The following is a 12,418-nucleotide window of genomic DNA, read 5'->3' on the forward strand; positions in this document are numbered from 1 at the left end:
GGCCGCCGGTCAGACCTTGGCGACGCTGCCGTTCAGAGCGGTGAGCGAGGCGTCCGCGAGACCCAGCTCACCGGCCTTGTCGAGCAGCTGCCTCAGCGCGGCCGAGTCGGCCCCGCCCGTCTTCATCAGCTTCATCAGCAGCGCGGAGACGGTCAGTTCCCGCACATCAGCCGTCGATACGGAGCCGAGGACGCGGCCGAGATCGTCCGTGAAGCTGGAGGTGCCGTCCAGCCAGGGCTTCGCCAGCGCCTGGGCGGTCTCGGAGTGCTGGACGAAGCCGTCGACGCCCTTGCCGAGCGCGATCGAGGACACCAGCCGGTCGAGGAAGACCGACTCCCCGCCGACGATGTTGATGTCCGCGTTCTCCAACCCGGTGGCCAGCACCGTGGCCTGCGCCTCGGCGACCTGCCGCTGCACGTCCAGCCCGGCCAGCCGGATGTCCTTCTCCGCCTCCAGCCGCAGCCGGTACTCCTCGTGGCCGCGGGAGGCGTCGTCCAGGGCGGCCATGGCGGCGGCCTTGTCGGTGAGACCAGCGGCCTCGGCCTTCAGCTTCCCGCTGATGCCCTCGGCCTCGGCCAGTGCCTTGGCCCGCGCACCGTCGGCTTCGGCGCGCAGCCGGGCCTGGGTCGCCTCGGCCTCCGCGCGGCCGGCCTTCTCGATGACCTCGGCCTCCTTGTCGCGGACCTGGACGGCCGCCAGGCCCTCGGCGGCGGATTCGGCCTGGACTCCCTCGGCGAGGCGCAGTTTGGCCCGTGCGTCGAGGTCGGCGGTCTTCAACCGGGCCTCGGCCAGCGTCAGTTCCTCGGCGGCCCGGTGCGTGGCGGCCTGCTCGGCGGCCTCCGCCGCCTTGATGTCCTTGACCAGCTTCTCCTGCGCCTGAGCCTCGGCGGCGATGATCACAGTCTGCCGCTCCCGCTCCGCCTCCTCCACGGCCCGCAGCTTCTTGATGGACTCCTCCTGCTCGGCGACCGTACGGTCCACGGCGACGCGCTCGCGGATGACCTCGGCGATCTCCCGCTTCTCCGCCTCGACCTCCTTCGACGCGGCGATCCGCGTCAGCTCCGTCTCCCGCTCCCGCGCGATGACTTCGAGAAGACGGTCCTTCTCGATCCGCTCGGTCTCGATGGCGATGACGCGCTCACGGTTCTTCGCGGCGACCGCGACCTCACGGGCCTGGTTCTCCCGCTGCACACCCAGCTGCTCCTCGGTCCGCAGGAACGCACCCTGCGACCGGAGCCGCTCCTCCTCCATCACCCGCGCCGTCTCGGCCTCCTCACGGGCCCGTACCGTCTCGATCTCCCGGCGCTGCTTGATCTCGGCATCCGCCTGGCGGCGCTCCAGCTCCAGGATGGCCTCGCGGGCGTCGACGTTCTGCCGAGTGATCTCCTTTTCCTCATGGCGCTGCGCCTCGTTGGTGCGCACATGCTCCACGGCCGTCAGCTCGGTGATCTTCCGGATGCCCTGCGCGTCAAGGACGTTGGCGGGGTCGAGCTGGGTCAGCGGCGTCTGCTCCAGGTAGTCGATCGCCGCGTCCTCCAGGTGGTAGCCGTTGAGGTCGACGCCGATGACCTCGATGATCCGGTACCGCAGCTCCTCGCGCTTGGTGTAGAGGTCGGTGAAGTCCAGCTGCTTGCCGACGGTCTTCAGCGCCTCGGAGAACTTCGCGTGGAACAGCTCCTGCAACGTGTCCCGGTCGCTCGCCCGTGCCGTACCGACGGCCTGGGCCACCTTGACGACGTCCTCGACGGTCTTGTTGACCTTCACGAAGAACGAGATCCGGATGTCCGCGCGGATGTTGTCCTGGCAGATCAGTCCCTCACGGCCGGCCCGCGTGATCTCGATGGTCTTCACCGAGATGTCCATCACCTCGGCCTTGTGCAGCACCGGCAGCACGACCTGCCCGGTGAAGGTCACATCGACCTTGCGCATCTTGGAGACGATCAGCGCTTTGCCCTGCTCCACCTTGCGGAACAGTCGGGCGACGACGAGTACGGCGAGCAGGCAGACGGCGACGAGCGCGCCGATGCCCACGATCATGGTGACCATGGCATACGTCCTTGAGGCGTAAGGGAGTTGCAGCGTGAGGAAGAAGAGCCGGGGCGAGATCCGGCGGCGTTGCGGGTCAGGTGGTGTTGCGGGTCAGGCGGCGCGGTCCCGCCGATGAAGCGCGATGTCGCGTGACGTCCCCCGGCGGAAGTCTTGGCCGTCGGCGTCTCGCAGTCCGATCACGTCGCCCGAGCGGGCCTCGCCCGGCACGGACGGCCCGGGTTCATCGGGGAAGAGGCGCTGCAACGGCCGTACGAGCACGCGTGCCACCCGCCAGGCGAACAGCGGCGCGGCGATCAGTACGGCGACCCCGGTCACAGCGCGCACCGGACCCGAGAGGACAAGCGGATCCAGGAGAACGGTCGCGCAGAGGCTGCCGAGCCAGGCCGCACCCGTCACCAGCGAGAACCCGACGGAGACCGGCACCCCGCCCAGTCCCCAGACTTCGGCGTCCGCATCGTCGTCGAAGCTGCCGGAGTGAGCCGCGCCCACCGCGACCAGCAGCCAGAAGCACACGACCACGATCAGGGCGACGGTGAAGGGGAAAACCGGGTACGTCGTGGCGGCCCCGAAGAACGTCCGCATTCCGATCCCCCGATCGTCCCCGTCTGTGACAGCCTCAGCGCACACTCCAGGCCCTGGTGCCGGTCACCTGCCGGTGCCCGGCACCGAGGCCGATCCGCGTGCTTCCCTCCCGACCAATCCTGCCTGGGGAACACTCGGAGCGCATTGCTGGCTTCCGGCAATCTTTACTCGGTCTTCCATGCCGGTTCCCGCTAAGAGTGCGTCAAGATGTTCGCCGGACGAGTGCCCGATGTTCAGGGCTGGTCCGAGGCGCAGCCTGCTCCAGTGCCTCGGTCAGCCATCGCCCGCACCACGCGGACCGACCCAGACGTGGGCGGACGTCAGCGCTCAGACCGGGCTGTCCGGGCACGTCGAGCACGACGGTCGGCCAACGGGTCGCGAGTACTCCGGACGCGACGGAACTCTCGACGAGCCAGAGAGCGGGACCGGCGACGACGTGCGCCCCGATCGCGACCACGTCGAACGCCGCGTCCGTGGACTGCTCGACGACCTTGCGGTCCAGGCTTGAACTGACCCCATCTCAATGCGGAAGGGGTTGCCGAGCAGTGAACCGAAGCGCCCCGGCCGCCTGCCGTCTCGCGGACGCCTGCAGCATGGGCACCCTGATGTACTTGAGGTGCGTGCCGCTGACCAACCCATCTGCTTTATTCTCGCGCACCATTCGTGGCCTTCTGGTATCGTCGCGGCCGTGGAAATCACTCTGCAGCAGGCTGTGAGTGATCTCCGGCGGGTGCTGGAGATCATCCGGGACGTCGCGCGCGATGTGTACGCGACCAACGCCGACCGTCATGACCCGTCTCACGGGGACGACAACGGCACTTTTGCTCAGTTGGTCTGGCGGAACATCGCCAACCTCTCCTTCCAGAAGCTCCACCAGGCAGGGATTCCGGTCCGAAAGGTCGCAGGCGGGGCGATCGAGGTCATCTCCCAGCGGTGGGTCGTGAGGGTCTACAAGTTCCCGCTCACTGCCCCTGGAAAGGTGCGCGACAAGCTCGAACAGCTCAGCTGGGACGGCAGCGCCGCCCGACTTCGGGGTGCCGTGCAGAACAGCACTGCTCAGGATCAGATGGCGTTCGACCAGGACCCCGACTGGGCCGACAGCTTCGCGGCAGCTGTTCCTCAGGGGCATGTTCGGATCGTGCACACGGGTGATCCGGAAACGGGTAACTGCGTCATCGAGGTGGGTCTTCCGCAGGACAACCGCGAGGGCGGCTCGCCCTGGCTTGATGGGACGGTCGAGATCCACAATGATCTCCAGTCGGGCCTTCCGGCTCCGCGATCGGCCGTGGATGAACTTGTCGTGCACGGCGAGCTGCCCGACGAGAGCCTCGCAGATCAAGACCACGAGCCGGCGTCTGAAACGGATTCCGACGAGGACCGTACCGTTGAAGAGGAGGCCCCCAAGGCGCCTGATCACACTGACCTCAAGGAGAACGATCTGCCGCTTCGCCGGCGCACCGAAGACACGCGCGAAGAGCGCGAGAACACAGACTGAGAAATCAATGCCGACACCGCCGCGAGGATCGAGAGGCGCTGAGCTCGCCTCCCGTTCCTTCGAACCCGAAGCTCTGACCACGGCTCGTCAGCTTCGAGGGCTCCGCAAGAACGAGCTTGCCAAGCAGGTCGGGCTCACGCCGGCAGCGGTCAGTCAGTACGAGCTGGGCCAGAGTCGGCCTTCAAGCACGGTAGTTGCGCAGTTGGCCATGGCGCTGGGAGTGCCCGCCACCTTCTTCGCTACAGGGCACCCGCATCCAGCGGTGCCCAGCGCCGCCCACTTCCGAAGCCTCCGGGCGACGACGCAACTTCAACGGGATCAGGCGGTGGCGTTCGGCAAGATCGTCTGGCGGCTGGTGACAACCGTCGAGCACTACGTGGAACTCCCCCCAGCGGCCCTGCCGCGCCTTGCTCTGCCGGCTGAGCCGAGCAGGGCGGACATCGCGGCCGTAGCGCGCGAGGCCCGTGAGGCCATGGGGGTGCCCAGCGGCCCGATCCCGCATGTGACACGACTACTCGAAGCCCATGGCGCCGTGGTCCTGGAGCTTCCTGCGATGTCCAAACGGGTGGATGCCTTCTCGCATTGGTATGGGACCAGGCCGCTGGTCTTCCGGAACCCCGCCAAGAACGACAAGGCTCGATCTCGCTTCGACGCCGCGCACGAGGCCGGGCACCTGGTCATGCACCTTGATGCTGAGCCCGGCAGCAGGATCGTCGAGAACCAGGCGCACGACTTCGCGGCTGAATTTCTGATGCCGAGCGCTGAGATCCTTGCGGAGCTGCCGAAGAGGCTGGACTGGGAGGCGCTTTACGCGCTGAAGCGACGCTGGGGCGCATCGCTCAAGGCCCTCGTCTACCGTGCCCACGCCCTCGGTGCCTTCCGGGAGACGACGTACAAGCGCGCCATGATGATGCTCTCTCAGCATGGCGACCCCGAGCCTTGCGATCTCGGCCCTCGTGAAGCACCCCTCCTGCTCGAAAAGGCGGTCCGCCTTTGTGAGGAGACGGGTGTGTCGTTCGACGACCTTGTCGCCCGTTCGGGCCTGCCCTTCGAGCTTGCGAACGAGGTCTACGCCACGGCGACGATGACGAGGCCGCGCCTTTCCCTGGACGCATCCGAGGAAGGCACAAAGCCAGCCGCTCCTGAGGTGCTCACGCTTTTCCCGAGTTGATCGTCGGGGACAACCGGGGTCAGGGAGACTCTTCGGTCACCTTCTCCCTGATCAGGCCAGATCTGTGGCCAGGGACCGGAGCGCCGGACGTGGCTTGGGAAGTTGCCCGGGTCCGCGTCGTATCGCCCTCCACCGTGACGCTGCATGTGGACGAACTGCGGCAGGCCCAGGTGTACCGTCCGGCCGATCTGATGGGCACGGAGTTCCGGTCCAGCGAGGTGGCGCAAGGCGCGGAGGATGGACTGGTCGCCTTCTTCCATCAATCGGGCGGCGACGACGGCTCAGCCTTCGCCGAGCGTCTTCGATCGCTGACCGATGACACAGTCGTATGGCGTCGAGAGCTGCTGAGGGACGGGCAGGGTCACCCGGTCGCCCTCTACGCATGGGCGTTGGACGGTCGGACGCTGATCGTCCCCGTACTGCGCACCGCGGGCCATCCGCTGGAGGAGACCCTGGCCAGGCAGCTGCTCTTCCTGCTGAAGCGCCAGGGGCGCGACTGCGGGGCGGAGACCATACGCATCAGCGACCCACACCTCTCCGCCGTGGCCAAGGCCGCCGCCGGGGACGACGGCTTCTTCGAGCACGACGGCAAGTTCGTGGCCCTCTTGGTGAACGTGTGCGGTACGGCAGCCGAGGTGGAGGCGGTGGCCGGCGGGCTCGCCCGCGAGCTGACCGTGGAAGCAGCCTCACTTCACGCCGGGATGCCGGCCGAGGTGGCCTCGGTGGTCGAGCGCGCATGGTGGCCGGCGAAGGTCATCGACTCCGAGCTGCCGTCATTCCTGGTGCCGATCGAACCGCGCTGGTCCACCGAACTGTTCAACGTCCCGGCCATGCTGCTGCCGCGCAGCGACGTACTGGGGATCAGCCGGGAGCACGTCTACTACCGGTCTTCCGGGCACCGCGGCGAGAGCGTCCCTGCCCGTCTGCTCTGGTACGTCAGCAAGGGCACTGCGGGTGTGGACGGCCAGATGGTGGTGGGCAGTTCGCGTCTCGACGAGGTGCTCATCGACACACCTGACACTCTCTTCTCGAAATTCGAACACCTGGGCGTATATGGTCGGGGTGAGGTCAAAGCAGCCGCCGACGCCTCGGGCCGCGCCATGGCGCTGAGGTTCTCGGACACCGAGATCTTCCCCAGGCCGGTGACGCTGCGGCGATTGACCTCCCTCACCAAAGGGCTGGGACTACCGTTGTCGCTGATCTCCCTGTCGAAGATCAGCAACGAGCTGTTCCAGGCGGTCTACAAAGAGGGGCACCGAACGACGTGAACGAGCCGGAACGCGCGATGCTGCTGTCCGTCCACCCGCGCTTCGCCACCGCGATCCTGGACGGCAGCAAGACGGTGGAGGTCCGCCGCCAACGCGTCGCCGTGCCTCCCGGAACCCCGGTTCTGCTCTACGCGACCGCGCCCACCATGGCCCTGGTGGGCATGGCGCGAATCGTCTCGGTCCACGTGGCCTCCCCTAAGGAGGTGTGGTCGGCCCACCGTGCTCAGACCGGGATCACTCGACGCGAATACGACGCCTATATGAGCGGTGCTGCCCAGGCGAGTGGGATCACGCTGGAGCATCCCGTGTCCTTCGACGAACCTGTGCCGCTCAGCGCGCTGCGCGCCACAGGCACCTTCCACCCTCCGCAGAGCTACCGCTACATGAAGAACGATGATCTCCGGCAGGTGGCCGAAGCCGGGCCCGTGGCGGGCACCGCCCTTCGCGAGGCACTGGGTGGCCTGGTGCCCGCATAGGGCGGGTAGCGGTTGACGACGTCATCCGTGCCGACCGGTTGTGTCAGCTGGACCAGTTGAAGATCAAGGTCGCCCAGGGCCTCGCAGGGACGACGCCGCCGTGGTAGGAACATGCCCCTTGCCGTCCGATGGACGTGGAGGGCCATCCGTCACGACAGTGGGCGGGCGAAGGCATCACCACCCGGCTGACTTCCGCAGGGGCTTGCTGTATTCGAGTGGCCTGGCTTATGTAGTCGTCACTGAAGCACTCTTTGTGGTCGAGAACGACTCGTGCGGCACGCCCGGCCAGTTCGCGCTTGTCGCTGTATGCCGCCGAGATGTCCAGCTCGGTGGCCGACGTTGCGCTGAGGTCTCCGAGGTCGTCAGGGAAATCGGAGCCAAGCTGGAGGTCGAGGAGGCTCGGGTCTAGGGGAGACACGTGGGGAATCCGCACCGCTTGCGCCTTGTCGCTCTGCATGCGGGCCTGAGTCCGGAGCGGGCGGCACGCGGCCTCGTGCTGCTCCTCTTTCCAGGAGTCCCATGCGCAGGAGCCCAGGCTGGCGAGCAGTGCCATGGTGATGACACCGAGGCCGAAGCGAATGGTCCGTCGTTCTTGTTCGGCCCGCTGCCTTGCTCTCTCGGCTTGCGCCTCTGCCTCTGCCCTAGCTGCTTCACGCTCGGCCCGTGTCGCGTGGTGTCGGCAGCCGCGGCCGATCTCTTGGCGGAGCTTGCACGGCGTCCCCTTCTGTGTGGGGCGCCCGCATCGCGGCGCTGGTCGGCGTCTTCGAGAGCGGCTGTACGCGGCGGCCATGCCGCGCATTGTGGAGCATCGGCTCGCACTGCCGGGGCGGAACGGCCGAAGCAGTGCTGCGCAGTGGTCGGCGCGACACTGCCCCTGCAAGTTGCCCTTTGCGTACGCGACTTGGCCGCCATTTGCACGCCATGTGACCAAGGTCACCGAAAACGCGTCTCACTACTCGAGACATTGAGTTACTGGAGTGCCTGCAGTGGGCCTTTGTGGCGCCTCCGAGTGGCGCTTGACCTCGACTTAGGGCACGCAGAGGGCGCGCCACCCTCAAATTGGACTAGACAATAAACAAACCCCAGGCCACTGACCTGGGGTTTCATCGTGGAGCGGGTGACGAGAATCGAACTCGCGCTCTCAGCTTGGGAAGCTGATGTTCTACCATTAAACTACACCCGCGTAAGACGCCGGTTGGTGCCGGTGTCGGAACGCATCGTTACTTTACCTCATGTCGGGCCCCGCGCGCTGAAGGCGTGGGGCCCGGTTGCCTTTCAGGGCGGGGATGGGGCTGCGGGGCGCGGGAGTTGGGGCGTACGGTGGAGGTGCGGAAGAGGGTCCGAGAGGGTCGTGGAACGGATCGGAGTGCCGCCTGGAGGGGCGTCCCGTTCATCCCGTAATGTGGCGCTTCGTGTCACGTCGACGTAGGTCGACAGCCAGACGCGGCTCTTGGGGAAGGGACTCTTGGACTTGATGGAGCGCACCGTCGTCCGTTGTGCCGATGGGCACGTGTTCAGCACCGCTTCGTTCCCGATGCAGCAGGCCGAGCGCCTCGGCCCCGGTCGGCTCATGCGCTGCCCACGCTGCGCGCGCCTGCGCAGCGTCGTGCCGGTGGCGTTGCAGAAGCGGTAGTCGAAGCGGTAGTCGAAGGGGCTAGCCACAGCGGTCGCCACAGGTAGAGCTACCTGCGGCCGGCAGTCGTCGAGGCGCGCGGAGTCCGTCCTGATGGTGGGCGGCCCGCGCGTCTTGCGTATCCTCGGGGCGTGCTTCTCTCAGACAAGGACATCCGGGCCGAGATCGACGCCGGTCGGGTGCGGATCGATCCGTACGACGAAACCATGGTGCAGCCGTCGAGCATCGACGTGCGTCTCGACCGCTTCTTCCGGGTGTTCGAGAACCACCGCTACCCGCACATCGACCCGTCCGTCGAGCAGTCGGACCTCACGCGGCTCGTCGAGCCCGAGGGGGACGAGCCGTTCATCCTCCACCCCGGCGAGTTCGTGCTCGCCAGCACCTACGAGGTGATCTCGCTTCCCGACGATCTCGCCTCTCGGCTGGAGGGGAAGAGCTCCCTGGGCCGGCTCGGGCTCGTCACCCACTCCACCGCCGGGTTCATCGACCCCGGCTTCTCCGGGCACGTCACCCTCGAACTGTCCAACCTCGCCACGCTCCCCATCAAGCTCTGGCCTGGCATGAAGATCGGGCAGCTGTGCATGTTCCGGCTCAGCTCGCCGGCCGAGTTCCCGTACGGCAGCGAGCGCTACGGCTCCCGCTACCAGGGCCAGCGCGGCCCGACCGCCTCCCGGTCCTTCCTCAACTTCCACCGGACGCAGGTGTGAGCGTGTCCCAGCCCCGGGAGAACCTCACCTACGAGGCGTTCGGCACCGCCGTACGCGAACTCGCGCAGACCATCGCCGACGACGGGTACGAGCCCGACATCGTGCTCAGCATCGCCCGCGGCGGGGTCTTCGTCGCCGGCGGGCTGGCGTACGCCCTGGACTGCAAGAACATCCACCTCGTGAACGTCGAGTTCTACACCGGCGTCGGCACGACCCTCGACATGCCCGTCATGCTCGCCCCCGTCCCGAACACGATCGACTTCTCCGACAAGAAGGTCCTGATCACGGACGACGTCGCCGACACGGGCAAGACGCTCAAGCTGGTCCACGACTTCTGCCTCGACGCCGTCGCCGAGGTCCGGTCCGCCGTGATCTATGAGAAGTCCCACTCCCTCGTGAAGTGCGAGTACGTGTGGAAGCGGACCGACGAGTGGATCAACTTCCCGTGGAGTGTTCTGCCTGTAGTACGTAAGTCGGGGGAGCCTGTCACTCCGTCCAAGGAAGCGCTCTGATCCGACGGGGCGGGTGACGCTGCGGCCCCTCGCCCGGTGGGGGAGGGGCCGGCACGGGGCGTCACCAGGGGCTCACCACCGTGAGGCGGTCGCGCATCGCTCCCCGTCCGACTTCCGTATGCGCTCGTCCAGTGACGTGCTCCGGTCGTACGGGTCGAGTGCCGGGCCTTCTCCCGAGGGTGAAGTCGCGCGTTCCGCGGCGAACTCGGGGGTGAGGTAGCCGGTGAAGGTGTCGCAGCCGCCGTTGGTGGTGTCCACCTTGTAGGAGACCAGGGAGAACGTGCCGGGCTCGGTGATGATCTTCGCCGGGTCGTCCCAGCTCATCACGACCTCGCGGCGCACGATGGTGCGGGCGACCTCGTCGCTCCCCGCCTCCGCGCGCACGACCGGGTAGACGTACGTGACATCCGTGGTCACCTCGACCGCGCCCCGCTTCCCTTCCCGGTACGTGATCCGCCCGCGTGTCTTGACCACATCCCCGACCAGCCGGACCTCGGAGCTCTCGAACCGGCTGAACAGCAGCAGGGGATCGTTCTCCCGGCTGGGCGAACGGAACGCGGTCGCCAGGAAGTCCCGCACGTCCTTCTGGTGCGGATTGATCAGCGCGATCGCCTTCTTCGGGCGTTCCCCGCGCAGCACACCGCGATCCAGACTGGACTCGGCGAGGAAGTCCCGGCTCTTCTCGAGTGCCTCCGCCACCTGCGCCTTGCTCATCCAGCCGGTCGCCCGTGCCTCGGGCAGGGCGAGCGCGGCCGTCCCGTCACCCCACCGGGCCGCGGGCGATCCCCTGAACGGCTGCTTCAGGGTCGGCTGTTGGGTCGCCGGTTCTGTCGGCGGGGGTCCATCCGGGCGCTGCGACTCCGCCGCGAGGGGTGCGCGTTCGCCGCTCTCGCCCGCGAACCATCCGACCACCTGCCCCGGAGCCAGTGCCACGACCAGCAACGCGGCCGCGACGAGCAGACCGATTACGTACCAGCCCTTGCCTCTACGACGTCGGGGCGGTTGGTGACTCCTCCACGGCTCCGGCTCGGCGGGGGCGTCCCGCAGCCGTCCCGCCACCATGCGGGCCCGCGCCGACGGCTCCTCCGGCGCGTCCTTGCTCCCCGCCTCGGCTTCGCGGAGAAAGCGCTCCCACTCCTCGTCCGATATGGACTCCCCACCCTTGCCCACCCCGGCCCCCGCCCTCTCGCCCACCCGGCCCCACCCCAGGACCGGTCAGTTTTCAGCATCATCACACAGTGCAACTCGGCCCGCTCCAGCCGCCGTCGGCTACAGGTCCGGCCCTCGTCGGCCACTCGCGCGACTCCTGACAAAGAGAAAGGGCTCCCGGCAAGTCGCCGGGAGCCCCTCACTCGTCACCTGTGGTCAGAACGTACCCAGCTTGATCAGGGACAGGATCGCCACCAGCTGGATCGCCGAGGCGCCCAGGGCCTTCGGCCACGGGAGGTCGTGGGACTTGGCGACCATCATGGTCAGGAGGGCGCCCGCAGCGACCCAGGTGATCCAGCCGAGGATCTGGACGAAGGAGGCATCGCCGCCCGCGAACATCGCGACGACCAGGCGTGGCGCGTCCGTGAGGGTCATGATCAGCATGGAGAGGCCGACCGTGGGCTGCCAGGCGCCGTCTCCGCCGAGCTGCCGGGCGAGGGTGTGCGTGACCACGCCCAGGACGAAGATGCTGACCACCATCGTCACGCCGGTGACGAGCACGATCGGCACGGCCGCCGAGAGCGTCGCCTTGATCGCCTCTTCGCGTGCGGCGTCGAAGCCGAAGACGGCCAGCAGGCCGTACAGGAACGTCACGATGAGAGCGGGACCCCACACCGCGTAGTCGCGCATCACCAGGAACGTCTGGTTCGGGCTGGTGACGATGCCCTTGAGGAGCGCCTTCCAGGGCAGCCGCGGGCCGAGCGGCGCCGCCGGGGCGTTGCCCGCGCGGTAGGTGTCGCCCTGCTGGTACGGGTCCTCGCCGACGGAGAACATCTGGGTGTGGCCCGGGTTGTTGGCCGCGTACGGGTCCGGGCCGCCGCCCTGGGGGTGCCCGCCGTCGTCGCCGAAGTACTCCGGCTCGCCGTGGTTCCCGTGCCCGCCATGGCCCCCGTGGCCCCCATGGCCTCCGTGGTTGCCCTGGGGCCCGTAACCGCCGGGGCGTCCACCGCCGTGCGTCTGGGGCCAGCCGCCCTGACCGCCGCGCCCGCCGCCGTACGGCGGTCCCGGGGGCGTCTGGGGGTAGCCGTACGACGGGCCGCCGGCCTGCGGGGCCTGCTGTCCGTACGGAGGGTTTTGCGGTCGCGCTTGAGGAGCGCCGTTGTCCCGGCCGCGTCCGATCCTGAATCCAGCCACGTCATCGAACGTACCTGGTCCCGGACTGCCGCGTGCCGGGCCGGGGCCAACCGGCCCGGCTTTGCGGCCGAGCTGTGACATCCCCTAAGGGATCGTCAGGGATGTGTGAGGGGTGGGGCGGGGTCGGCCCGGTGGTCGGTCCAGTGGTCGGTCCGGTGGGGGCGGTCACGGCCTCCGCGCAG

General features: G+C 68.0%; 12 protein-coding genes, 1 tRNA gene and 1 pseudogene. 8 read left to right on the forward strand and 6 right to left on the reverse strand.

Features of this window, described 5'->3' with window-relative positions; genetic code table 11:
- Positions 1-9 precede the first annotated feature (9 nt).
- Together GWK25_RS01185 and GWK25_RS01190 are read right to left on the reverse strand one after the other, a co-directional pair.
- Complete coding sequence (locus GWK25_RS01185) at positions 10-2,046, reverse strand: flotillin family protein (protein ID WP_215448008.1); 2,037 nt, start codon at positions 2,044-2,046, stop codon at positions 10-12.
- A gap of 93 nt (positions 2,047-2,139) precedes the next feature.
- Positions 2,140-2,631 carry a hypothetical protein gene (locus GWK25_RS01190; RefSeq protein ID WP_215448009.1) on the reverse strand — a complete coding sequence of 164 codons (492 nt, stop codon included), beginning with the start codon at positions 2,629-2,631 and terminating at the stop codon, positions 2,140-2,142.
- Positions 2,632-3,319: 688 nt separating this feature from the next.
- Between GWK25_RS01190 and GWK25_RS01195 the strand changes: the two genes are divergently transcribed.
- From GWK25_RS01195 to GWK25_RS01210, 5 genes and pseudogenes are all read left to right on the forward strand, one after another.
- Entirely contained in the window at positions 3,320-4,126 is an 807-nt protein-coding gene (locus GWK25_RS01195; protein WP_215448012.1) for a hypothetical protein, read from the forward strand.
- Positions 4,127-4,133: 7 nt separating this feature from the next.
- Positions 4,134-4,349, forward strand: a pseudogene (locus GWK25_RS44655) (helix-turn-helix domain-containing protein); the annotation flags it as partial.
- Between the two features lie 102 nt (positions 4,350-4,451).
- Positions 4,452-5,297: an ImmA/IrrE family metallo-endopeptidase gene (locus GWK25_RS43130; RefSeq protein WP_308404150.1), complete on the forward strand. Its 846-nt coding sequence runs from the start codon at positions 4,452-4,454 to the stop codon at positions 5,295-5,297.
- Between the two features lie 134 nt (positions 5,298-5,431).
- Positions 5,432-6,565 (forward strand): hypothetical protein, encoded by a 1,134-nt coding sequence (locus tag GWK25_RS01205; protein ID WP_251828647.1) that lies wholly within the window; start codon positions 5,432-5,434, stop codon positions 6,563-6,565.
- Positions 6,562-7,041 carry an ASCH domain-containing protein gene (locus GWK25_RS01210; RefSeq protein ID WP_308404151.1) on the forward strand — a complete coding sequence of 160 codons (480 nt, stop codon included), beginning with the start codon at positions 6,562-6,564 and terminating at the stop codon, positions 7,039-7,041. Before GWK25_RS01205 ends, GWK25_RS01210 begins: the two co-directional genes overlap by 4 nt.
- 43 nt (positions 7,042-7,084) lie before the next feature.
- Here GWK25_RS01210 and GWK25_RS01215 read toward each other — a convergent pair whose 3' ends face one another.
- Together GWK25_RS01215 and GWK25_RS01220 are read right to left on the reverse strand one after the other, a co-directional pair.
- Complete coding sequence (locus GWK25_RS01215) at positions 7,085-7,594, reverse strand: DUF3761 domain-containing protein (RefSeq protein ID WP_215448018.1); 510 nt, start codon at positions 7,592-7,594, stop codon at positions 7,085-7,087.
- Positions 7,595-8,150: 556 nt separating this feature from the next.
- Positions 8,151-8,224, reverse strand: a tRNA-Gly gene (locus GWK25_RS01220).
- A 291-nt stretch (positions 8,225-8,515) separates the two neighbouring features.
- Here GWK25_RS01220 and GWK25_RS01225 point away from each other — a divergent pair.
- The 3 genes from GWK25_RS01225 to GWK25_RS01235 all read left to right on the forward strand — a co-directional run bounded on the left by GWK25_RS01225 (position 8,516) and on the right by GWK25_RS01235 (position 9,893).
- Positions 8,516-8,674 (forward strand): hypothetical protein, encoded by a 159-nt coding sequence (locus GWK25_RS01225; protein ID WP_215448021.1) that lies wholly within the window; start codon positions 8,516-8,518, stop codon positions 8,672-8,674.
- A 131-nt stretch (positions 8,675-8,805) separates the two neighbouring features.
- Positions 8,806-9,381: a dCTP deaminase gene (gene dcd / locus GWK25_RS01230; RefSeq protein ID WP_033530332.1), complete on the forward strand. Its 576-nt coding sequence runs from the start codon at positions 8,806-8,808 to the stop codon at positions 9,379-9,381.
- Entirely contained in the window at positions 9,378-9,893 is a 516-nt protein-coding gene (locus tag GWK25_RS01235) for a phosphoribosyltransferase (RefSeq protein ID WP_215448023.1), read from the forward strand. Before dcd ends, GWK25_RS01235 begins: the two co-directional genes overlap by 4 nt.
- A gap of 72 nt (positions 9,894-9,965) precedes the next feature.
- Here GWK25_RS01235 and GWK25_RS01240 read toward each other — a convergent pair whose 3' ends face one another.
- Positions 9,966-11,063 (reverse strand): hypothetical protein, encoded by a 1,098-nt coding sequence (locus tag GWK25_RS01240; protein WP_215457127.1) that lies wholly within the window; start codon positions 11,061-11,063, stop codon positions 9,966-9,968.
- Between the two features lie 195 nt (positions 11,064-11,258).
- A complete protein-coding gene (locus GWK25_RS01245) occupies positions 11,259-12,317 on the reverse strand; it encodes a Yip1 family protein (RefSeq protein WP_215448024.1) in 1,059 nt (352 codons plus the stop codon).
- Positions 12,318-12,418 lie beyond the last annotated feature (101 nt).

It is taken from the genome of Streptomyces sp. ATCC 21386, from assembly GCF_018728545.1.
Taxonomy (GTDB): domain Bacteria; phylum Actinomycetota; class Actinomycetes; order Streptomycetales; family Streptomycetaceae; genus Streptomyces.

What these genes read in the sequence shown, in the direction of transcription:
- GWK25_RS01185 (WP_215448008.1), bottom strand. Translation starts at nt 2,046, where the DNA reads ATGGTCACCATGATCGTGGGCATCGGCGCGCTCGTCGCCGTCTGCCTG.
- GWK25_RS01190 (WP_215448009.1), bottom strand. Translation starts at nt 2,631, where the DNA reads ATGCGGACGTTCTTCGGGGCCGCCACGACGTACCCGGTTTTCCCCTTC.
- GWK25_RS01215 (WP_215448018.1), bottom strand. Translation starts at nt 7,594, where the DNA reads ATGGCACTGCTCGCCAGCCTGGGCTCCTGCGCATGGGACTCCTGGAAA.
- GWK25_RS01225 (WP_215448021.1), top strand. Translation starts at nt 8,516, where the DNA reads ATGGAGCGCACCGTCGTCCGTTGTGCCGATGGGCACGTGTTCAGCACC.
- GWK25_RS01245 (WP_215448024.1), bottom strand. Translation starts at nt 12,317, where the DNA reads ATGTCACAGCTCGGCCGCAAAGCCGGGCCGGTTGGCCCCGGCCCGGCA.